This window comes from Mycolicibacterium gilvum, from assembly GCF_900454025.1.
In the GTDB taxonomy this organism is placed as follows: Bacteria; Actinomycetota; Actinomycetes; order Mycobacteriales; family Mycobacteriaceae; genus Mycobacterium; species Mycobacterium gilvum.
The window spans coordinates 5,716,189-5,737,277 of sequence record NZ_UGQM01000001.1 but is presented as its reverse complement, the minus strand read 5'-3'; the positions used below and the strand labels follow the sequence as shown (position 1 = coordinate 5,737,277).

The window sequence follows — 21,089 nt, the reverse complement described above, 5'->3', positions numbered from 1 at the left end:
CAGGCGCCTCAGCCGCCAAAGAGCAGGTACAACCCGGTGAAGGTGTACCCGACCATGACGAGCATCATCGCGAGCTGTCCGGTGAGCTGGTGTTGCCGGGGCAACACGGCGAGCGCTCTGTCGTGCGCGGCGATCACCCCTGCGACATGGCCGAACAGCACGAACCCGACCTTAAGACTGGCCAGCAGCCCTGGATGCATCGAAAGCACATACACCACTTCGGCGTCCGCTGACCCGAAGAGACGGTACACCGTCTGCTGACCCCGCTCGATCAGGTAGGTCAGGTAGTGGGCGAACACGTAGCCGAGCACGATCGGGATCAGCGAATGCGCAAGCAGCCCCGGCAGTTCCCGGCGGGTGCGCGCGTCCACTCCGCCGGTGCACCGCGCGGCCAGGGTGAACGTCGCGGCGACGATGCCCACGAACAGCACCAGTCCGACGGTGCGCAACGCGGTCGCGGCGAGCGCGGAGTCGGTCAGCTCGTCGACGAGCCGGCGTATCTGCGGCATCGCCGAGAAGCTGTCGAACGCCGTCGACCCGAGCAGCACCGACAGCACCGCGACGACGCCGGGCCGCACCGGCAGCGTCAGGAGGCGGTTGAACGGATTGCCGATCGCGATGCGGCCGTCGGGGTTTCGGCCGAACAACGAGAAGCGGGATGCGACGACGCTGTACACCTCGAACGGATCGGCCCGCGCATTCCACCGCGGTCCGCACCACAACGCCCCGGCCAGCGTCACCGCGAGATAGACGACCAGCCAGATCTTGATCGCGCCCAGCGATCCGGGGTCGGGACTGGCGAGCTCGAGCCAGACGAACGCGAACAGACCCGCCGCAGCGGGCCAGTAACCCAGCGCGTCGGGATAGCGGCGGCCCAGGTTCCGGCCGCCGAGGAATCTGTGCAGTGCGCGCACCGGCGAGAGCACCCGCCACACCGGGCCGATCGCCAGCGACAGCGCGACCACCCCGACCCACAGCAGGACGTAGAACACCCCGGGCAGCGGGTTCTCCGAGGTCTGCGGTCCGCGGACGGCTGCGACGGCCACCCATCCGGTCAGCCCCAGCGCGGCCGCGGCCAGCACCCACCGTGTCGCCGGGGCGTCCACCGACCGCGTGACCCATGGCGGCAGCGCGCGGCCGGGCCGTGCGGCGTCGAACTTCGGCGTGCGCCAGGCGAATGCGACCACCGCGAAGGTGGCTGTCAGCGTCCACGCGGCACCGATCAGCGCGTAGGTGAACGGGATGGGGAGGTCCGTGGAGCCGCCGAGACCATGGGCGAGGATCTGCGCAGTCACTGCACCTGGATCGTCGCGATGGTGGTGTGCGTCTCGTGGAGTTCGACGTCGACACGGCCGGGCACGGCGACGCTGAATTCGAACGACTGCGCCGGCCCGACGGCCACCGGGAAGCTGTGCTCCGGTGAGGAGTGCACATGCAGTTCGTCGGCGGCGTCGCTGTCGACGCGGATGACGATCGGCTCGTCGAGCCCGGCCCGCAGTTGCTCGTTGGTCGGGGTGACCGTGCCGTCCTTGATCGTGACGTCGATGACCAGCCCCTCCGGTGGTGGTTGGTGCGCGCCGGATGCGGCCGGGCTCTCGGAGGAGCTGCTCGGGGGGGTCGCGCTGTCGGGGGAACTCGCGCAGCCGGCGAGCAGGGCCACGCCGGCGACGAGGGTGAGCAGACGGGTCACTGTTCCTTTTCCTGGTCGGGACGCCGCCGGTTGCGGGCGGCGATGTAGACGATCACGCCGGCGATGATCAGCGCCGGCGCGAACGCCGGTACGGCCAGCCAGATGGGGTGGTCGGCGAGGATCACCACCTCCTGCGCTGACGCGGTCATGACTGGGCGGACGGTTGGAACTCGGCCTCGCTGCCGGAGGGCTCACTGTTGTTGATCCGGCCACCACCCCAGGTGATCCCGGCGATCATCGCCAGCGAGCACACCAGCACCACCAGGCAACCGATCAGCCACAGCGCCTGCGGGATGTCGGGGCTGCGCTCGCGCTGCAGGATGGTGATCTCCGAGACGAACGGCCGGGTGAACTGTGCCTCGGCGGGCACCTCCTCAGCGCCGATCCCCGGGTCGCCGTGCAGATAGATCGGTACGGCGGTCAGCGTGCTGCCGTCGTGCACGCGCAGCAGCGTCTTCCACGTTCCCGACACCGGCATGGGTTCGGTGGAGCGGAAGTGGCCCGGGCCGACCTCGTCGAGGTGGTCGAGGAACATCCCGCGGTCGTTGGGCAGCCCGCCCTGCCAGCCGAGCACCGAGACCCAGTTGGGGTCCTCGCTGATCACGTCCGGCGGGGTGAACCGCACGTCGGCGGTCACGAAGCGTTCGCCGTTGACCGGCGGGGCCTCGGTGAGGGTGACGGATGCGGACGCGTTCTGCGGCACGTCGTAGCGCAGCCCGTTGGCCGCGGCACCGCCGATCGCCAGGACCGTGAGCACGACGAGGCCGATGCTGATCCCGCGGCTCGGGAGCCGCTGTCCGGTCAGCACCATGCCGACCAGCGCGCCGCAGCCGCCGGTCAGGATCGCGACGGGGACCGCCATCGCCAGTCCCTCGGGCCAGATGCTGGTCGGCCACGGGAACGCGTACACCGCGCCGATCCACAGGGATTCGAGGTAGAGCCCGACGGTGCCGATGCCGAGCCCGGCGACGAGTCCGAACAGGATCGGTTTCCTGATCAGGGGAGTCAGGGCCACGAGCTCGACTACCACGGCCGCGCCGAGGTAGAGCGGGAACCAGTTGATCGGCGCGTCGAGAACCGGGCCGACGGCGAGTGCGACGATTCCGCGCAGACCGATCGCGATCAGCGCGGCGATCAGTGCGGCGCCCCGGCCCATGAAGATGCGCGCGGCGACGAGGGCGAGCCCGGCGGCCGCCGCGATCAGCATCGGCTGGAACACCTGACGGAACTGCGGGACGCCGAAGTCGAACTCGATCTGGTAGACCGACGCGCCGATGAGCACGCCGGCGAACGCGAGGTACTGCACGAACTTCAGGCCGAGGCCGTCGCGCGGGACGTCTTCGGTGCCGGTGCGGGCCTTGCGGCCTTCGTACTCCAGGTACAGGGCGGCGAGCGTCGAGAAGCCCGCGCCGCCGATCATCATCAGGTGCGTCGGTCCCCACAGGGTGACGTCCTGGCCGAAGATGCGGTGCCAGATGTCGTCGAGCGGGAAGCCCAGCAGGGCGTACACGCCGCAGCCGGCCATCACGATGCCGCCCACCGGGGCGTACCAGTCGTCGGTGATGCGGACCGCGGCGACGCCGGGCTTCTCGTCGAGGGGGAGGACCATCGCGGTGCAGCCGGCGACGAAGATGCCGAACAGCCCGATGAGGATGAAGTAGTGCGCCGGGTTGGCCAGGGCGCCGTCGTCACGGCCGTTGCCGATATGCAGGCTGACGTCCCAGATGAAGCCGAACAGCGCGCAGATGATCGAGGAGATGAACAGCCCGATCGGCAGCGCGACCCAGGGCGGGCGTTTGAATCGCCGGCCCGACCAGTCGCCCAGGCGTGCCAGCCAGGTGATCTTGCGGGTGCGGTGCATCCAGCCGATCCAGAGCAGGATCACCGCGATGACCGCACCGGCGGCCGACAGCGTGATGATCTCGCTGATGGCGGCGCCGCCCCCTTCGCTGCCCTGCGCCAACACCTCCGCCTGCAGTGAGAGCTCCATCGTCTTCCCCTATCCCGTGCCTCACGGACCTTACTCGTCGGTAATATTGCCAGAATCACCCAGGCGAAACCAGGGGTACCGGGTACTTACCGGACATTGAGATTCCCCCGGCCTGGGGTATGCAAACGCGTGAGCTGCGCAGACACGCGACATCGGATCATTTTCGTGGGGGCTTGAGCACCTTCATCGCCATCTGCATCACCGGTGCCGGAACCCGGTCCTTGAGCGTCAGCGCCCTCGCCCCCGCGCGTGTCCTCGCCGGCGTGCCGCGCCCGAGCAGACGGTTGAACGGCCCGCCCGTCGGGTCCAGGTCCACGTGCAGGGGTGGTCTTCCCTCGGCCGCCCCGAGCGCGTTCGAGATCACGATGCGCTGGATCTCGCTCGTGCCCTCGAAAATCGTGTACAGCTTGGCGTCGCGGTACCACTTCTCGACCGGGTGGTCCTTGACGTAGCCGTAGCCGCCCATCGTCTGGATCGCGCGTTCGGTGGCCCGTACCGCCAGTTCGCTGGCGGCCAGCTTCGACATCGACCCCTCGCCGCGTTCGAACGGCACGCCGGTGGCCGCCATCCACGACGCGCGCCATGTCAGCAACCGGGCCGCATCCAGGCCGGTCGCCAGGTCGGCCAGCGGGAACGAGATGCCCTGGTTGTCGATGATCGGCGCGCCGAAGGCCTCCCGGCGGTTGGCGTACTCGGTGACGTACTCCAGCGCGGCCCGCGCGATCCCGAGGGCCTGCGCGGCGACCATCGGCCGGGTCTGCTCGAAGGTGCCCAGCGTCGCCGAGCCGGAGTGCCTGCCGCCTTCGACCGCCTCGCGGGCGCGGGCGAGCTTGTGGTCGAGCTTCTCCTGGCCGCCGAGCAGATGATCGGCCGGAACCCGCACGGAGTTGAACTTCAGCTCCGCGGTGTGCGAGGCCCGGCAGCCGAGCTTGTCGAGCTTGCGGACCATGTCGAGTCCGGGAGTTCCGCCCGGCACCACGAACAGCGCCTGCCCCTTGTGTCCGAGCTCCTGGTCGACCACCGCGTTGACGACGTGGACGTTGGCGATGCCGCCGTTGCCGATCCACATTTTGTGACCGTCGATGATCCAGTCCGCGTCGGGTTCCGGGCCCGCCCGGCGGGCTGTGGTGCGCAGGTTGCGGACGTCGCTACCGCCCTCGGGTTCGGAGATGGCCAGTGCGGCGAGCTTCAGGTCGCCGGGCGTGCCGAAGCACTCCGGGGCCCACTGCAGCATCTGCTCGGGCGAGGCGGCCTGACCGATCGCCGACAACGCCAGCGCCGGCATCACCACCGCCAGGCCGATGCCCGCGCAACCCCAGAACAACTCCTCCATGAACATGGGCAGCGACAGGCCGGTCGGGTCGCCGATCAGGTCGCGGTAGAACAGCGGACTGTAGAAGCCGCGGGCGGCGGCTTCCTCCAGCACCGGCCACGGGAACTCCTGCCGCTGGTCGTATTCGGCCGCCACAGGGCGGACGACGTCCTCGGCGAACTCATGGGCGCGCCGCGCGAGGTCGTGCTGCGCGGCGGTCGGAGTGATGTCGAACGTCATGGCGAACCCCCGGGTTGAGTGCACATGTGTTCACTGGTACCCACTTCACGGCCGGGGGAATCGGTCGGCCTGGGCGTCCTCCTCCGGCCTGGTGACGGTCCAGTCCGGCGGTGCTTTGAGGCTGGCGAGAGCGAGGCTGCTGATCCCCATCAACACGATGGTCAGGATCAGGAAGTTGGTGTAGCCGCCGAAGTGGTCGGACGTCGCCCCTGCCGCCAGCGGGCCGAAGGCGGTACCCAGCGACAGCGCGGCCACCAACCCGCCGAACAGGCCGCCGAAGTTGCGCAGCCCGAAGTACCGCGATGCCAGGTAGGCGATCACGTCGACCTCGGCGCCGAGGGTCAGCCCGAACAGCGCCGCCGCGACCGTCTGACTGAGCGGACTGCTCCCGTCGATGAGCAGCGCCGCGCAACCCAGGATCGGCACGAGGTACGCGCACGCACCCACCACCCGTCCGGGAAACCGGTCGAGCAGCAGCCCGACCCCGAGCCGGCCCACGATCGAGAAGATGCCCACGAGCGCCGCGGTGCCCGCCGCGGCCAGCGGCTCGGCTCCCGCATCGCGCAGGATCGGTACCAGGTGGACGACGATGCCGAGGGTGGTGAACGCGAACAACCCGGCGGCGACCAGGAGCTTGTAGAACGTCGCCGACCGCAGTCCCTCGGCGAGCGTCACGCCGGGCAGGTCGGCCGCCGCGGCCGTCGGCGCGATCACGGTCCGGGCGGGCGCAGGTTTCTTGTCGTCCTGGGCGCCGCGGAAGAAGAGCAGCACGACGATCAGCACGAGGCCGCCCCACAGTCCGCCGAGGCCGAAAAGGGCTCCGCGCCAACCCCATTCGCCGATCAGCAGGGTGGCCAGCGGTGGGAACACCGCGGCGGCGAGCGAGCCGCCCGACAGCGTCACCGCGAATGCGAGACCGCGCGACGTCTCGAATCGGCTCGCCACCGCCGACGTCCACACGGTGGTCTGCACCCAGAAGCAGGCGAAGGCGAGCACCGACCACAGCAGGATCCAGTTGCCCATGGTGCCCGTCGCGGTGCCCAGCAGCGCGAACGCTCCGGCCATCAGCCCCGCGCCGATGATGCCCACCCGGCGGGGGCCCAACCGGTCGACCATCAGCCCGATGGGCAACGCGGCGACCGCCGCGGCCATCCCGACGATCGTCAACCCGACCGACGCCTGCGCGCGGCTCCAGCCGAACTCGTCCTGCAGCGGACCCATGAACGCACCCAGGGAGTACACGTGGATGACGCCCATGGAGTAGCCGAGGCCGGCGGCCAGCGGAACCGTGCCGTAGCGGCGCCACTCGGCGATCGCCGCGCTGTCGAACCTCGTCACCGGACCTCCCATGCTGAGCGAGCGCTCAGGAGTCTATCGGCGCGGCGGCCTCCGAGATGCGGCGTTGCGCCTCGCCGACCGAGATGCGCAGGCGCCGCGCGAGCACCTCGGCCCACGGCGCTCCCGCCAGCTCGACCGGCGGGGGGCCGGCGACCATCTGTCCGAGCAGCCGGCGCTGGGTCACCGCCAGTTGTTTGGCCACGGCGTCGAGGCGAACCAGCAGCGCGCGCTGGTCGGCGGGCGCGAGGCTCTGGAACGGCAGCGCGGCTGCCGCCCGGTGGGCACGGTCCACGGCGTCGAGCGCCGCGATCACTTCCTTCTTCGAACTCATGTTCGACAGCCTAGAAAGGGGGACCGACAACTATCGATACGCTGGCGCCATGGCCCGAAAGTTCGCCACCGCCGATCACGTCGCGTTGCCCGACCTGCTGGAGTTCGTCCGCCCGAGGCACAGGATGGTGCTGACGGCGTTCCGCTCCGGCGGATCACCGCAGAGCTCCCCGGTCACCGGGGGCGTGGACGGCGAGGGCCGTATCGTCATCGCGACCTATCCGCAGCGGGCCAAGACCGCCAACATCCGCCGTCATCCGCACGCGAGCGTGGTGGTGCTCTCCGATGAGTTCGACGGGCCGTACGTCCAGGTCGACGGTGCGGCCGAGGTCGTCGATCTGCCCGACGCCGTCGAACCGCTCGTCGACTACTTCCGGTCGATCGCCGGGGAGCATCCCGACTGGGACGAGTACCGGCAGGCGATGCGCGACCAGGGCAAGTGCCTGATCAGGGTCACCCCGCAGCAGTGGGGCCCGATCGCCACCGGGGGCTTCCCTCCCCGTTAGGCCGTCCGCCCGCGACTGTGGTAGTCAGAGCACGCGGGCGCGTTGCGTCAGCTAGCACGTCAAACTATAGTCTGGACACATGTCCAGGAGGGTTCGGATTCCTTGCTCCACTCAGTTCGGCCAGCTCAGGGCCGCTCTCCAGGATTTGTGAGCTGATCATGCGCATTGCCCTGCTGTCGTATCGGAGCAAGACCCACTGTGGTGGCCAAGGTGTCTACGTCCGGCATCTGAGCCGTGGGCTCGTCGAACTCGGTCACGACGTCGAGGTGTTCTCCGGACAGCCCTACCCGGAGATCCTCGACCCCCGGGTGCGGCTGACCGAGGTGCCGAGCCTCGACCTCTACCGTGAACCGGATCCGTTCCGGATCCCGCGACCCAGCGAGATCAGGTCCAGCATCGACCTCGAAGAGCTGCTGACCACGTGGACGGCCGGCTTTCCCGAGCCGAAGACGTTCAGCATGCGCGCCGCCCGGTTGCTCGCCGCGCGCCGCGGCGACTTCGACGTCGTCCACGACAATCAGTGCCTGGGCACCGGACTGCTGACCATCGCCGAGTCGGGGATGCCGGTGGTGGCCACCGTCCACCACCCGATCACCCGGGACAAGGTGCTCGAGGTCGCGGCGGCCAAGTGGTGGCGCAAGCCGCTCGTGCGCCGGTGGTACGGATTTGCTGAGATGCAGAAGGACGTCGCACGCAAGATCCCCGAACTGGTGACGGTGTCGTCGACGTCGGCCGCCGACATCGCCGAGGACTTCGGCGTGACACCCGAGCAGCTCAACGTCGTCCCCCTCGGCGTCGACACCCAGTTGTTCCAGCCGGCCGAGCACCGGGTCCGCAACCGCATCATCGCGATCGCGAGCGCCGACGTCCCGCTCAAGGGTGTCAGCCACCTCCTGCACGCGGTGGCGCGACTGCGCGTCGAGCGCGACCTGGAGCTGCAGCTCGTCGCCAAGCTGGAGCCCAACGGTCCGACCGAGAAGCTGATCGCCGAACTCGGCATCTCCGACATCGTGCACATCTCCAGCGGACTGTCGGACTCCGAACTCGCCGGCCTGCTGGCCTCGGCCGAAGTCGCGTGCATCCCTTCGCTGTACGAGGGCTTCTCGCTGCCCGCGGTGGAGGCGATGGCCAGTGGCACGCCCATCGTGGCGAGCCGCGCGGGAGCGCTGCCCGAGGTCGTCGGAGCCGACGGCCAGTGTGCGCGGTTGGTCAAGCCCGCCGATGTGGCCGAGTTGACCTCGGTGCTCGGCGAACTGCTGGATTCGCCGCGGGAACTGCGTCGCCTGGGCGACAACGGCCGCCGGCGTGCGCTGGAAGTGTTCAGTTGGGAATCCGTCGCCGCGCAGACCGTCGCGGTGTACGAGCGAGCATGTGAGAGGGTCGCGACATGCTGACCGTGGATTTCGACCGTCTCGGCGTCGGTGCCGGGACCAAGGTGATCGACGTGGGTTGCGGCGCCGGCCGGCACACCTTCGAAGCGTTCCGCCGCGGTGCGGACGTCATCGGATTCGACCAGAGCGCATCGGATCTCAACGATGTCGACGAGATCCTGCAGGCGATGAAGGAGCAGGGCGAGGCGCCGGCGTCGGCCAAGGGTGAGGCCGTCAAGGGCGACGCCCTGGAACTGCCCTACGCCGACGGCACGTTCGACTGCGTCATCGCCTCCGAGATCCTCGAGCACGTCCCCGCCGACGACAAGGCGATCTCGGAGTTGGTCCGCGTACTCAAACCCGGTGGGGCGCTTGCCATCACCGTCCCCCGGTGGCTTCCCGAGCGGATCTGCTGGGCGCTGTCGGACGAGTACCACGCCAACGAGGGCGGCCACATCCGCATCTACCGCGCCGACGAGCTTCGCGACAAGGTGCTCGCGCACGGCCTCACGCTCACGCACACCCATCATTCGCACGCGCTGCACTCGCCGTTCTGGTGGCTCAAATGTGCTGTGGGAACAGAGAAGAACGACCACCCCGCGGTGGCGGCCTATCACAAGCTGCTGGTCTGGGACATGATGAGTCAGCCGTGGCTGACGCGCACCGCGGAAGCCGCGCTGAACCCGCTGATCGGCAAGAGCGTCGCTCTGTACTTCAGGAAGCCCGCCGATACCGATGCATGACATTCCCGGTGTGCCGGGGGTGTTCACTCCGGCCCAGTGCCGGCAGACAGCCGAATCCATTGCCGCGACGCAGGAGTCGAGCGGCGCGATTCCGTGGTCGGTCGGCGGCCACACCGACCCGTGGGATCACATCGAGAACGCGATGGCACTCACTGTGGCCGGCCTGTGGGAACCGGCGCGCGCCGCGTTCGAATGGTCGCGCACCACCCAGCGCGCGGACGGCACCTGGCCGATCCAGCTGCGCGACGGCGTGATCGAGGATGCCAACAGCGACAGCAACTTCTGCGCCTACATCGCCACCGGGGTATGGCACCACGTGCTCGTCACCGGTGACCGCGCGTTCGCCGCGACGATGTGGCCGGTCGTGTCCAAGGCGATCGACTTCGTGCTGGAGCTTCAGTCCGGCACCGGTGAGATCGCCTGGGCGCGTGGGCAGGGCGGCATCGCTGACGAGGCGCTGCTGACCGGGTGCGCCAGCATCTACCACAGCATCCGGTGTGCCCTCGCGCTCGCCGACTACGTCGACGACCCGCAGCCCGAGTGGGAGGTCGCCGTCGGCCGCCTGGGCCACGCCATCGCCGATCATCAGGATGCGTTCGTCACCAAGGACCGCTGGTCGATGGAGTGGTACTACCCGATTCTCGGTGGCGCGCTTCGAGGTCCGCGTGCGCAGGCCCGCATCGACGAGCGGTGGAACGACTTCGTGGTCCCCGGACTCGGAATCCGGTGTGTGGACGACCGCCCCTGGGTCACCGGCGCCGAAACCTGCGAGCTGGTCATGGCTCTGGACGCGATCGGCGACCGGGCGCGGGCTCACGAGCAGTTCGCCGCGATGCATCACCTCCGTGAGGAGGACGGCTCCTACTGGACGGGTCTGGTGTACGCCGACGGCAAGCGCTGGCCCGTGGAGCGCACCACCTGGACGGGTGCGGCGGTGATCCTGGCCGCCGACGCGTTGTCGTCCACGACGCCGGGCAGCGGTATCTTCCGGGGTGCGGATCTGCCGAGAGGCCTTGAGGGCGTGTACGACTGCGAGTGCGTGATCAGCGAGCGCTAAGCGGCGAGTTCGCCCGGGCGGCCGGATACCCGCTCGAGCACCCGCATCGATCCTGTCGCACGGACCTCACGGAAGTCACCGGTCTTCAACGCGCGCTGGTAGATCAGGAACGGGGCCCGGCCGCCGTCGGCGGGATCGGGGAACACGTCGTGGATGACCAGTGCGCCGCCGACGTCGACCCAGCGGGCCCAGCCGTCGAAGTCACGGTTGGCCGCGTCCTCGGTGTGTCCGCCGTCGATGAACAAGAACCGCAACGGAGTTCGCCATCCGCGCGCCACGACGGGGGAGCGCCCGACGATCGCGACGACGTGGTCGTCGAGGCCTGCCGCATCGAGGGTGTGGCGCAGCGTCGGGAGGGTGTCGAACAGACCGGTGACGGGGTCGACCATCGACGCGTCGTGGTACTCCCAGCCGACCTGGTGCTCCTCGGAGCCGTGATGGTGGTCGACGGTGTAGATCAGCCCACCGGTCTGTGCGGCGGCGGCGCCCAACATCACCGTGGACTTGCCGCAGTACGTGCCGATCTCGACGCCGACGCCGTCGGCGAGGTACTGCACGGCGGTGTCGTAGAGCGCGCGCCCCTCGTCGGCGGGCATGAAGCCGATCACCGTGTCGGCGAACTCGAACAGGGCGGCAGCGGCGGGCGGCAATGCGGCATCGGTGGTATCCATCGGGACCTCATTGTAGTAGCGTCCGGACATGTGTCCGATCCGACTCTGGAGTCGACTCGGCGGCGCTTGACGGCCAGGCAGGCCGACACCGTGGACCGGCTGGGCCGGGCCGCCGTCGACCTGCTCAGGCGTGACGGCTTCGGTGCGCTGACGGTGCGCCGGGTCGCCGCCGAGGCGGGTGTCGGGGCGGCCACGGCCTACACCTACTTCTCGTCGAAAGAGCATCTCGTCGCCGAGGTCTTCTGGCGGCGCCTCACGAGCTCCCCGCGCTGCGAGTACGGTGCCGCCGACCGGGCCGCGCGGGTGATCGAGGTGCTGGGGCACATTTCGTTGCTGGTCGCCGACGAGCCGCAGTTCGCGGGGGCGGTCACCACCGCGCTGCTGGGCAGGGATCCCGACGTCGAGGTGCTGCGGCAGCGTATCGGGCTCGACATTCGCGATCGGCTCGCCGACGCGCTCGGCCCCGACACCGATCCCGACGTGCTCGACGCGCTGGAGATGCTCTATTCCGGCGCGCTGGTCCGTGCGGGAATGGGCTATGCGTCGTATGAGGAGATCGCCGACAAGCTGGAGCGCTCCGCCCGCCTGATACTCGGCGGCTGACGCAGCCCGTCTCAGTGCGGGCCGAGCAGTGCGACGGCGGCTGCCGTCGCCGGGCCCGCGATGCCGCGCATGTCCCGGCCGTCCTCGACGAAAAGTGCTGTCAGCTCGCGTAATCCGCCGAGCAGGATCAGCGCGATGGCCGGTTCTATCGGTTGCAGGCCGGCGCGCCGGAAACCGGAGCTGCCGGTCAGGGCCGTCAGCATCTCGGTGAGGTCGCGCATGACCTGACGGTGCAAGGGCCGCGCGACTGCGCCGAGGGCGGGTGCTTCGCGGATCCAGCACAGGGTGATCGCCGGGCGGGCGCTGATGTGACCGATGTAGGCGTCCACGGCCTGGCCGATCTGCTCGCGCCAGTCGGATTCGGGGTCGACCGCGGTGTTGATGTGGGCGATCAGATCGGTGTTGTTGTTGCGGAGCAGTTCGATGAGGCACTGCTCCTTGCTCGCGAACTGCTCGTAGAAGGCGCGCTTGGAGGTCTTCGCGTGGCGGACGATGTCGGCGACGGTGGTTTCCCGGTAGCCGCGTTCGACGATCGAGAAGGCCAGCCCGTCGAGGAGGCGGTCGGTCATGGTTGTGGGCGGCATGGTTGTAGGCGCGAGGGCTGTCGAGGCGGGAGCCGTCGTCACGTAATCACCTCCACCCCTTGCGACCTGCTGGTACCAACCGGTACCGTACCGGACATGACGACGGTACACAGCAGTACCAGCCAGAGTTCGCCGGTTCTTCCCGTGCGGCTGCCCCCCACCCCCCGTATCCCGCGGTTCCTGCAGGGACTGGGTTTCTCGCTGTCGCGGCAGTGGACCGTCGCGCAGGTGGTGCGCCGGTACGGCGATGTGTTCACGATGACGCTGCCGGTGTTCGGCAAGACCGTGCTGGTCACCGACCCGGCGCTGGCCAAGCAGCTGTTCATGGCCAACACCGACGATGTCGGCAACATCCAGCCCAACCTGTCGCGGGTGCTGGGATCGGGGTCGGTGTTCGCCCTCGACGGCACCGACCACCGGCTCCGTCGCAAGCTGCTGACGCCTCCGTTCCACGGCAAGAGCATCAAAAACTACGAGCGGATCTTCGAAGAGGAGACGCTGCGCGAGGCCGCGAGCTGGCCGGAAGGTCAACCTTTCGAGACGCTCGAACCGATGATGCGGATCACCCTCAACGCGATCCTGCGTGCCGTCTTCGGCGCCGACGGCGCCCACCTCGACGAGTTGCGGCGCATCATCCCGCCGTGGGTGACCCTCGGGTCGCGGCTGGCCGTGCTGCCCACGCCGCACCGGACCTACGGCCGGTTCAGCCCGTGGGGCCGCCTGGCGCGGTACCGCCGCCGCTACGACGAGGTGATCGGACGGCTCATCGACGCCGTGCAGGCCGACCCGAACTTCGAGAGCCGCGACGACGTCCTCGCCTTACTGCTGCGCAGCACCTACGAGGACGGATCGTCGATGTCGCGCCAGGACATCGGCGACGAGCTGCTCACGCTGCTGGCCGCGGGCCACGAGACCACCGCCGCGACGCTCGGGTGGGTGTTCGAGCGCATCAGCCGCCATCCCGACGTCCTCGCGAGGCTGCAGGCCGAGGCCGACACCGACGGAAACGAGTACCGCCAGGCCGTCATCCTGGAGACGCAGCGGGTCCGCACGGTGATCGACTTCGCCGGCAGGCACGTCTACGCGCCGACCTTCGAACTCGGGGAATGGGTTATCCCGCAGGGATATTCGATCGTCGTGGCGATCGGTCAGGTACACCATCGGGAGCAGGACTACCTCGACCCGGAGGACTTCGACCCGCAGCGCTTCGTCGGTCAGCGGCCGAGCACGCTGTCCCACATCCCGTTCGGAGGCGGAACGCGGCGCTGCGTCGGCGCGGTGTTCGCCAACGTGGAGATGGACATCGTCCTTCGAACGGTGTTTCGCCACTTCACGATCGAGACGACCACCGCGCCGGGGGAGAAGATGCACTCACGCGGAGTGGCCTACACCCCCGACGACGGCGGCCGGGTCGTCATGCGCCGCCGCTGACTCAGACTTCGGCGCGTTTGGGCAGCTTCCAGCCCGGCCGGGGGAAGTGGCACGTGTAGCCGGTCGGGTAGCGCTCCAGGTAGTCCTGATGCTCGGGCTCGGCTTCCCAGAAGTCCGGTGCGGGACTGACCTCGGTCACCACCTTGCCGGGCCACAGACCGGATGCGTCGACGTCGGCGATGGTGTCCAGTGCGATCTGGCGCTGCTCGTCGTCGACGTAGAAGATCTCTGACCGGTAGCTGGTGCCGACGTCGTTGCCCTGGCGGTTCTTCGTCGTCGGATCGTGGATCTGGAAGAAGAACTCCAGCAGCGCGCGGTAGTCGGTCTGGGCCGGGTCGTAGACGATCTCGATGGCCTCCGCGTGGCCGGGATGGTTGCGGTAGGTGGGGTGGTCGTTCTGCCCGCCGGTATAGCCGACCCGGGTGGACACCACGCCGGGCTGCTTGCGGATCAGATCCTGCATACCCCAGAAACATCCGCCTGCCAGCACTGCTCGCTTGTAATCGCTCACGCCTGCTCCTCCTCGGTGGCCGTCTCGGCTACGAACAACCCACGGTACTGCCCGTATCCCTGCTCCTCGAGGTCGTCGAGTTGGACGAAGCGCAGCGCCGCAGAGTTGACGCAGTAGCGCAGACCGCCCGCTTCGCGCGGGCCGTCTTTGAACACGTGACCGAGGTGGCTGTCGCCGTGCGTGGAGCGCACCTCGGTGCGGATCATCAGGTGCGAGAAGTCGCGCTTCTCCACCACGTTCCCGCTGTCGATCGGACGGGTGAAACTCGGCCAGCCCGAACCGCTCTCGAACTTGTCGACCGACGCGAACAGCGGTTCGCCCGAGACGACGTCGACGTAGATCCCCGGTTCGTGGTTGTCCCAGTACTCGCCGGTGAAGGGCCGCTCGGTGCCGTTCTGCTGGGTCACGTGGTACTGCTCGGGGGACAGCGCGTTCACCGCGGCGGGATTCTTGTTGTAAGGCAGTGTCATGGTGGTTGTATAACGATCACGGAATCGCCCTTAATCCCTCGACAAGCGCGTGTAGAACGTGTTCTAGTTCTGGTGTGACGGGCAGCACTTTCTCTCGCGACGAACTGGTCGAGGCATTCGCGGTGTTCGAGGGGACGGTCGACCGCGCCGCGCAGACCCGAGACTGGGATCCGTGGGTTGACCAGTACACCGACGACATCCTCTACATCGAGCACGCCGCCGGGACCATGCGCGGCCGCGAGCAGGTGCGGCCGTGGATCTGGAAGACGATGGAGAGCTTCCCCGGCAACTACATGACGTCGTTCCCGTCGCTGTGGCACGTCATCGACCAGGACACCGGACGCATCATCTGCGAACTCGACAACCCGATGCGCGACCCCGGTGACGGCACCATCATCAGCGCCACGAACATCTCGATCCTCACCTACGCCGGTGACGGCAGGTGGAGGCAGCAGGAGGACATCTACAACCCGCTGCGCTTCGTGTCGGCGGCGGTGAAGTGGTGCAGGAAGGCCGAGGAACTCGGCACGCTGCCCGATGAGGCCGCCGAGTGGATGGCCAAGTACGGCGGAAAGCGGTGAGCGCGCCGGTCCTCGTCATCGGCGCCAACGGCTACCTCGGCAGCCACGTCACCCGGAAACTCGTGGCCGCCGGCAACGACGTCCGGGTGATGGTGCGCGACGGCGCCAACACCGTCGGCATCGACGACCTGGCGGTCACCCGCTACGTCGGCGACATCTGGAACACCGACGTGTTGCGCGAGGCCATGACGGGCGGCGAGGTCGTCTACTACTGCGTCGTGGACACCCGCGGCTGGCTTCGCGACCCGGCGCCGCTGTTCCGCACCAACGTCGAGGGCACCCGCAACGTCCTGGACGTCGCGGTGGAGCCCGGGATCGCCGCGACGCTGCGGAAGTTCGTCTTCACCAGCAGCTATGTGACCGTGGGGCGCACGAGGGGACGTGTCGCCACCGAGGCCGACGTGATCTCCGACCCTGCCGATCTGAAGAGCCTGACCCCCTATGTCCGTTCGCGTGTCCAGGCCGAGAACCTGGTGATGGAGTACGCGCGCGAACGCGGGCTGCCCGCGGTCGCGATGTGCGTGTCCACCACGTACGGCGCCGGTGACTGGGGCCGCACCCCGCACGGCGCGATCATCGCAGGCGCCGCGTTCGGCAAGCTGCCGTTCGTGATGGGCGGCATCGAACTCGAAGCGGTCGGGATCGACGACGCGGCGCAGGCCATGCTGCTGGCCGCGCAGAAGGGTCGCGCGGGTGAGCGGTACCTGATCTCGGAGAAGATGATCTCCAACGCCGACGTCGTCCGGATCGCCGCCGAAGCCGCCGGAGTGCCGGCGCCGACGAAGAAGATCCCGCTGGTGCTGTCCTACGCGATGGCGGCGCTGGGCAGCGCGAAGTCCCGGCTGAAGGGCACCGACGAGCGGATGTCGCTGGGATCGCTGCGGCTGATGCGGGCCGAGGCTCCGGTCGACTGCAGCAAGGCACGCCGTGAACTGGGCTGGCAGCCCCGGCCCGTGGAGGAGTCGATCCGCGAAGCCGCGAAATTCTGGGTCGGTCTCAAAGCCGCCAAGCGGCAACGCACCGCCTGAGCACAGCTGCGAGAATCGCGAGGTGCACACCCGAGCCCTGAACGGACAGGTGTCCCACTGGTTCGACGGGCTGCCGATCAGCCGCGGGCCGCTGCCCGGCAGCCGGGACGCCGACGTCTGCATCGTCGGCGCCGGCTACACCGGGCTGTGGACGGCCTACTACCTCAAGCGCGCAGATCCGTCACTGCGGGTCGTCGTGCTCGATGCGCGCTTCGCCGGCTACGGGGCCTCGGGGCGCAACGGCGGCTGGCTGTCGGGCCTGGTGCCCGGCGACCGCGAGCGGATGGCGCGGCAGTACGGACGCGACGGGGTGGTCGCCTGGCAGCGCGCGCTCAACGACGCCGTGGACGAGGTGATCGACGTCGCCGCGCAGGAGGGCATCGACGCGGGCATCGTCAAGGGCGGCAACCTGGAGGTCGCCCGGAACCGGGCCCAGGTGAGGCGACTGGCCGCCGCCGTCGACGCCGAGCGGCGCTGGCAGGTCGACGGTGTCGAGGTGCTGACCAAATCCGAAGCCGCACAACGGATCGCGCTCGACGAAGTGATCTCGGCCTGTTACAGTCCGCACTGCGCCCGCATCCAGCCGGCGCAGCTGGTCCGTGGTCTCGCCGATGCCGTCGAGCGCCTCGGGGTGGTGATCTACGAACGTTCCCCGGTCACCGAGATCACCGCAGGCCGCGCGGCCACCCCGTGGGGGGCGGTCAGCGCACCGGTCGTCCTGCGTGCCACCGAGGGCTTCACCGCGGGTCTGCCGGGTCTGAAGCGGCGATGGCTGCCGATGAACAGCTCGATGATCGCGACGGAGCCCGTCCCCGAGTCGGTGTGGGCCGAGATCGGTTGGGAGGGAAGGGAAACGCTGGGCGACACCGCCCACGGTTTCTTCTACGCCCAGCGCACCGTCGACAACCGGATCGCGATCGGCGGCCGCAGTGTGCCCTACCGGTTCGGTTCACGCACCGACCGGGACGGGCGGGTCCCCGAGCGCACCATCAAGAACCTCACCGCGACGCTGCACTCGATCCTGCCGCAGGTTGCGCACGTTCCGATCGCGCACGGCTGGTGCGGGGTGCTGGCCGTGCCCCGGGACTGGGAGGCGAGCGTCGACTTCGACCCGGCGACGGGTCTGGGCTGGGCCGGGGGCTATGTCGGTCACGGTGTGACGGCGACGAACCTCGCCGGCCGGACCCTGACCGATCTCGTGCTCACGCGGGAGTCACCGCTGACGCGGCTGCCGTGGGTCGGGCACGAGTGCAAGGACTGGGAGCCCGAACCGCTGCGCTGGATCGGGGTGCGGGGCATGTACCTGGCCTACAAGGCGGCCGACTGGCACGAGGCGCGCGGAACGAAGCGCACGTCGCCGATCGCCCTCGTCGCGAACAGGATCACGGGGCGTTGAATGGAGACATGACCGATCGCCCCATCCACGAGCCCTCCCCGTCGCACCCGATCACCGTCGTCCCCACCGGACGGCACGTCGTCGTGCGGGTCAACGGCGACGTCGTCGCCGAAACCGACGCCGCATTGACACTTCAAGAGGCCAGTTACCCTGCGGTGCAGTACATCCCGATCGGTGATGTCCTCCCCGGCCGGCTGAGTCCCAGCGACACCGCGACGTACTGCCCGTTCAAGGGAGACGCCGGCTACTTCGACGTCACCGCGGGCGGCAGCACCGTCACCGACGCGGTCTGGACCTACCGGGAGCCGTACCCGGCGGTGGCCCAGATCGCCGGCCACGTCGCGTTCTACCCGGACAAGGCCGACGTCAGTGTCGATGACGGGTAGTACGGCCGGCGTCGTGTTCCCCGGGCCGGTCAGGCCGGGGTGGACGCTGTCGCCGTTGCGCCGCGGCAGGGCCGACCCGTGCTACCACGACGCCCCTGACGGCGCGATCTGGCGGACCAGCCTGATGCGCAGCGGTCCGGTGACCGCCCGGATCAGCCACAGTGCGCGCGACACCATCGACTACGAGGCGTGGGGACCGGGCGCGGCCGAGTTCACCGAGGGCCTGCCCGCGTTGCTGGGCGCCGACGACGACGCCACCGGGTTCGACCCTGCGGATCCGACGGTCGCCAAGGCCGCGGGCAGAGCTGCGCACCTGCGGCTGGGCCGCACGGGCCGGGTCCTGGAGGCCCTCGTGCCCGCGATCCTGGAGCAGCGCGTCGTCGGCAAGGACGCCCGCAGGTCGTGGCGACAACTGGTCACTGAGTACGGGGCGCCCGCGCCCGGCCCCGCGCCCGCCCACATGCGGGTTCCGCCGACCCCGGAGACGTGGCGGCGCATCCCGTCGTGGAAGTTCCACCTCGCCAACGTCGACCCCGGCCGGGCCCGCACCGTGGTCGGCTGCGCCCAGCGCGCCGATGCGCTGGAGAGATTGATCGGCAGGTCTCCGGAGGCGGCCCGAACTGCGATGATGTCCCTGCCCGGCATCGGTGTCTGGACCGCCGCCGAGACGGCGCAGCGCGCGTTCGGTGACGCCGACGCACTGTCGGTCGGGGACTACCACCTGGCCAAGATCGTCGGGTGGACCCTGCTCGGGCATCCCATCGACGACGCGGCGATGGTCGAGCTGCTCGAGCCTCTGCGGCCCCACCGGCACCGTGCGGTCCGCATGCTGGAAGTCAGTGGTATGACGGTCAATCCGCGTTTCGGGCCACGGCTGTCGATCCCGAACCTCGCCGATCTGTGACCTCATCTGTGACCTGGATGTCACAGGTGATTACCTGCCCACACACTCGGGTACACGTCGCGGGACAGTAGATCTCGAAGGAGTAGTAATGACTACGTTCACCGTTCCCGGCCTGTCCGACAAGCAGGGGGCCGAAGTCGCCGAGCTGCTGCAGAAGGCGCTCAGCAGGTACAACGACCTGCATCTGACACTCAAGCATGTGCACTGGAATGTCGTGGGACCCAACTTCATCGGCGTCCACGAGATGATCGACCCTCAGGTCGAGCTCGTCCGCGGGTACGCCGACGAGGCCGCCGAGCGCATCGCCGCACTGGGCACCGCGCCACTGGGCACGCCCGGCGCGATCATCAGCGACCGCACCTGGGACGACTACTCGGTCAACCGTGACACCGTGCAGGCGCACCTGGCCGCGCTGGACCTCGTCTACACCGGCGTCATCGAAGACACCCGCAAGAGCATCGAGCGCCTCGGCGAGCTCGATCCGGTGTCGGAGGACATGCTGATCGGACACGCCGCCGAGCTGGAGAAGTTCCAGTGGTTCGTGCGTGCGCACCTGGAGAACTCGGGTGGCGAACTCGTCAACGAGGGCGCCACCAGCGAGAAGGCCGCGGCGTCGAAGGCCAAGAACAAGTCCTGACTCAGTCTCCGGACGGCAAAGACTGCCGCCGGGGAGCAGTCGGCCCTTACCGGGTGGCCGACGAGCTCCCCGGCGGCGTTCGTCGTTCAGTGTCGTCGTCTCAGCGGTAGGCGGTGACGCGGGCGATCAGTGCCACGCGACCGTCACGACCCACCGCCTCCGCCTCGGCGACTCCGCTGCTGCGGCCAAGGTGCGAGGGTGTGGCGCGGTAGTGGGCCTCACCGCCGCCGTGAAACGGCCGCAGGAAGTTCACCCGCAGCGACGCCGTCCGGTAGGGCGCGCCCTCAGGGTCCCGGTTGAGGGTCGCCGAACCGACGAGCTCCAGGCCCATCGACGACACGCCGCCGTGTACGGCGCCGACGCTGTTGTTGAGCACCGGGTCGTCGTGCTGGACCAGCACCGAGGAGGTGCCTCCCGTCTCGCCGGCGCTGACCGCCATCAGCCGGCCCAGCTCCGGGCCCGGCAGTGACCCCGCCGGGTCCTGCGGCCACGCCGTCAACGAACCGGGGACGGTGATGTAGAACGAGCGCACCGTCGCCGTAGCGATCACGGTGCCGGCCACGGCGAGTTCACACATTCCCAGCGCACCCCTGCCCTTGGACCCCAATGGCTGCGAGGTCCCGACGACGAGGGCGTCGGGCGAGGAGGCGAGCACCTCCGTCGCCTCGGGGACGATCTCGAGCGCGAGTTCGCTGGACACGGTCCACTCGTCAAGGTCGCGGCGCGCGTGGTTGATCAAGCCACCGATGTGGTCGACCAGCATGGCCAGCGGCGCGAGGGTCTGCTCGCCGGTGAGCGGGTTACGCAGGCCGCCCACCGGGATCGTGGCGACGCAGCGTTCGCTGCTCTCCAGGGCGGTCTCGATCCCGAAGCGGCCCAGCGGCGTGGTCAGCGGATACGGCATAGGTGCAGCCTGACCGCGGACGGTCCGGCCCGGTACCCCCACGGGGTATCTACCTGGCAAAGAGGCTGCGCCGCAGTCGATTACGGGGCGCGCGGAGTTTGCCACAGCCGAGCGGGCGGCCGATTCCGGGTGCGAGCGATTTCTAAGAATCCAGAAAGGCTTTGCGCAAAGTGCACAGTTGCGGTCTGTGCAGCGCAGAGCCTAGAAATGACACCAGTCAGCAAACAATCCCACACGCCGGCAGCCCGATGTGACCTGTCCCTCACTGCCGGGTTTCAGCCAGCGGCAGCGTGAAAGTGGGCTGGTGGCAACGTTATTCGCCAGTGACCCACGCGCAGGTCGTTCACGCCGGGTGGCCGGGCGGCGAACCTAGTTAGGTCGGGCTAAGTTGGCATGTCAGGGCCCTT

Annotated in this window: 24 protein-coding genes; 12 read left to right on the top strand and 12 right to left on the bottom strand. The window is 69.0% G+C overall.

The genetic code is table 11. The features are described 5' to 3' along the window. Positions 1-8 precede the first annotated feature (8 nt). The 7 genes from DYE23_RS27020 to DYE23_RS26995 all read right to left on the bottom strand — a co-directional run bounded on the left by DYE23_RS27020 (position 9) and on the right by DYE23_RS26995 (position 6,901). Complete coding sequence (locus DYE23_RS27020; protein WP_115328628.1) at positions 9-1,295, bottom strand: hypothetical protein; 1,287 nt, start codon at positions 1,293-1,295, stop codon at positions 9-11. Beyond that, a complete protein-coding gene (locus tag DYE23_RS27015) occupies positions 1,292-1,690 on the bottom strand; it encodes a hypothetical protein (RefSeq protein WP_115328627.1) in 399 nt (132 codons plus the stop codon). Before DYE23_RS27015 ends, DYE23_RS27020 begins: the two co-directional genes overlap by 4 nt. Further along, positions 1,687-1,839 carry a hypothetical protein gene (locus tag DYE23_RS30965; RefSeq protein WP_011891992.1) on the bottom strand — a complete coding sequence of 51 codons (153 nt, stop codon included), beginning with the start codon at positions 1,837-1,839 and terminating at the stop codon, positions 1,687-1,689. The genes DYE23_RS27015 and DYE23_RS30965 overlap by 4 nt, the downstream gene beginning before the upstream one ends. Next, entirely contained in the window at positions 1,836-3,680 is a 1,845-nt protein-coding gene (locus DYE23_RS27010) for a hypothetical protein (RefSeq protein ID WP_115328626.1), read from the bottom strand. The genes DYE23_RS30965 and DYE23_RS27010 overlap by 4 nt, the downstream gene beginning before the upstream one ends. Before the next feature lie 157 nt (positions 3,681-3,837). Beyond that, a complete protein-coding gene (locus tag DYE23_RS27005; RefSeq protein ID WP_013473099.1) occupies positions 3,838-5,232 on the bottom strand; it encodes an acyl-CoA dehydrogenase family protein in 1,395 nt (464 codons plus the stop codon). Positions 5,233-5,277: 45 nt separating this feature from the next. Next, on the bottom strand, positions 5,278-6,570 hold the full coding sequence (locus tag DYE23_RS27000) for an MFS transporter (protein ID WP_013473098.1): 1,293 nt from the start codon (positions 6,568-6,570) through the stop codon (positions 5,278-5,280). 25 nt (positions 6,571-6,595) lie between these two features. After that, positions 6,596-6,901 carry a DUF222 domain-containing protein gene (locus DYE23_RS26995; protein WP_013473097.1) on the bottom strand — a complete coding sequence of 102 codons (306 nt, stop codon included), beginning with the start codon at positions 6,899-6,901 and terminating at the stop codon, positions 6,596-6,598. Positions 6,902-6,950: 49 nt separating this feature from the next. Here DYE23_RS26995 and DYE23_RS26990 point away from each other — a divergent pair, with 49 nt between their 5' ends. From DYE23_RS26990 to mmpH, 4 genes are all read left to right on the top strand, one after another. Continuing rightward, positions 6,951-7,406, top strand: a complete 456-nt coding sequence (locus tag DYE23_RS26990) for a PPOX class F420-dependent oxidoreductase (RefSeq protein ID WP_013473096.1) — start codon at positions 6,951-6,953, stop codon at positions 7,404-7,406. Between the two features lie 158 nt (positions 7,407-7,564). Continuing rightward, positions 7,565-8,800 (top strand): MMP alpha-(1->4)-mannosyltransferase, encoded by a 1,236-nt coding sequence (gene manT, locus DYE23_RS26985; protein WP_011891998.1) that lies wholly within the window; start codon positions 7,565-7,567, stop codon positions 8,798-8,800. Further along, complete coding sequence (locus tag DYE23_RS26980) at positions 8,794-9,519, top strand: class I SAM-dependent methyltransferase (protein ID WP_011891999.1); 726 nt, start codon at positions 8,794-8,796, stop codon at positions 9,517-9,519. The genes manT and DYE23_RS26980 overlap by 7 nt, the downstream gene beginning before the upstream one ends. Continuing rightward, complete coding sequence (mmpH, locus tag DYE23_RS26975) at positions 9,512-10,576, top strand: MMP endo-(1,4)-3-O-methyl-alpha-D-mannosidase (protein WP_011892000.1); 1,065 nt, start codon at positions 9,512-9,514, stop codon at positions 10,574-10,576. The genes DYE23_RS26980 and mmpH overlap by 8 nt, the downstream gene beginning before the upstream one ends. Here mmpH and DYE23_RS26970 read toward each other — a convergent pair. Further along, a complete protein-coding gene (locus tag DYE23_RS26970; protein ID WP_011892001.1) occupies positions 10,573-11,247 on the bottom strand; it encodes a class I SAM-dependent methyltransferase in 675 nt (224 codons plus the stop codon). The genes mmpH and DYE23_RS26970 overlap by 4 nt on opposite strands. A gap of 30 nt (positions 11,248-11,277) precedes the next feature. Here DYE23_RS26970 and DYE23_RS26965 point away from each other — a divergent pair, with 30 nt between their 5' ends. After that, positions 11,278-11,850, top strand: a complete 573-nt coding sequence (locus DYE23_RS26965; RefSeq protein ID WP_013473093.1) for a TetR family transcriptional regulator — start codon at positions 11,278-11,280, stop codon at positions 11,848-11,850. 11 nt (positions 11,851-11,861) lie between these two features. Here the strand turns inward: DYE23_RS26965 and DYE23_RS26960 are convergent, their stop codons facing one another. Next, positions 11,862-12,419: a TetR/AcrR family transcriptional regulator gene (locus DYE23_RS26960; RefSeq protein WP_115328625.1), complete on the bottom strand. Its 558-nt coding sequence runs from the start codon at positions 12,417-12,419 to the stop codon at positions 11,862-11,864. A 111-nt stretch (positions 12,420-12,530) separates the two neighbouring features. Here DYE23_RS26960 and DYE23_RS26955 point away from each other — a divergent pair, with 111 nt between their 5' ends. Next, positions 12,531-13,865 carry a cytochrome P450 gene (locus DYE23_RS26955; RefSeq protein WP_099962109.1) on the top strand — a complete coding sequence of 445 codons (1,335 nt, stop codon included), beginning with the start codon at positions 12,531-12,533 and terminating at the stop codon, positions 13,863-13,865. A gap of 1 nt (position 13,866) precedes the next feature. On the opposite strand, the gene msrA is transcribed toward DYE23_RS26955, so the two are convergent. Together msrA and msrB are read right to left on the bottom strand one after the other, a co-directional pair. Further along, the gene (gene msrA, locus DYE23_RS26950) at positions 13,867-14,376 is read right to left on the bottom strand and encodes a peptide-methionine (S)-S-oxide reductase MsrA (RefSeq protein WP_115328624.1); all 510 of its coding nucleotides are present in this window, start codon (positions 14,374-14,376) and stop codon (positions 13,867-13,869) included. Then, the gene (gene msrB / locus DYE23_RS26945) at positions 14,373-14,846 is read right to left on the bottom strand and encodes a peptide-methionine (R)-S-oxide reductase MsrB (protein WP_115328623.1); all 474 of its coding nucleotides are present in this window, start codon (positions 14,844-14,846) and stop codon (positions 14,373-14,375) included. The genes msrA and msrB overlap by 4 nt, the downstream gene beginning before the upstream one ends. Positions 14,847-14,920: 74 nt before the next feature. On the opposite strand from msrB, the gene DYE23_RS26940 reads away from it, so the two are divergent. The 6 genes from DYE23_RS26940 to DYE23_RS26915 all read left to right on the top strand — a co-directional run bounded on the left by DYE23_RS26940 (position 14,921) and on the right by DYE23_RS26915 (position 19,778). Further along, positions 14,921-15,427 (top strand): nuclear transport factor 2 family protein, encoded by a 507-nt coding sequence (locus tag DYE23_RS26940; RefSeq protein ID WP_115328622.1) that lies wholly within the window; start codon positions 14,921-14,923, stop codon positions 15,425-15,427. Next, positions 15,424-16,455 carry an NAD-dependent epimerase/dehydratase family protein gene (locus DYE23_RS26935; protein ID WP_115328621.1) on the top strand — a complete coding sequence of 344 codons (1,032 nt, stop codon included), beginning with the start codon at positions 15,424-15,426 and terminating at the stop codon, positions 16,453-16,455. The genes DYE23_RS26940 and DYE23_RS26935 overlap by 4 nt, the downstream gene beginning before the upstream one ends. 22 nt (positions 16,456-16,477) lie before the next feature. Continuing rightward, on the top strand, positions 16,478-17,851 hold the full coding sequence (locus tag DYE23_RS26930) for an NAD(P)/FAD-dependent oxidoreductase (RefSeq protein WP_115328620.1): 1,374 nt from the start codon (positions 16,478-16,480) through the stop codon (positions 17,849-17,851). 8 nt (positions 17,852-17,859) lie between these two features. Further along, entirely contained in the window at positions 17,860-18,237 is a 378-nt protein-coding gene (locus tag DYE23_RS26925; protein ID WP_013473088.1) for a DUF427 domain-containing protein, read from the top strand. Beyond that, a complete protein-coding gene (locus tag DYE23_RS26920) occupies positions 18,227-19,141 on the top strand; it encodes a DNA-3-methyladenine glycosylase family protein (protein ID WP_115329121.1) in 915 nt (304 codons plus the stop codon). Before DYE23_RS26925 ends, DYE23_RS26920 begins: the two co-directional genes overlap by 11 nt. Positions 19,142-19,229: 88 nt before the next feature. Next, positions 19,230-19,778, top strand: coding sequence for a Dps family protein (locus DYE23_RS26915; protein WP_011892011.1), 549 nt, complete (start codon positions 19,230-19,232; stop codon positions 19,776-19,778). A 100-nt stretch (positions 19,779-19,878) separates the two neighbouring features. Here DYE23_RS26915 and DYE23_RS26910 read toward each other — a convergent pair whose 3' ends face one another. After that, positions 19,879-20,682, bottom strand: a complete 804-nt coding sequence (locus DYE23_RS26910; RefSeq protein WP_115328619.1) for a PaaI family thioesterase — start codon at positions 20,680-20,682, stop codon at positions 19,879-19,881. Between the last annotated feature and the right edge of the window lie 407 nt (positions 20,683-21,089).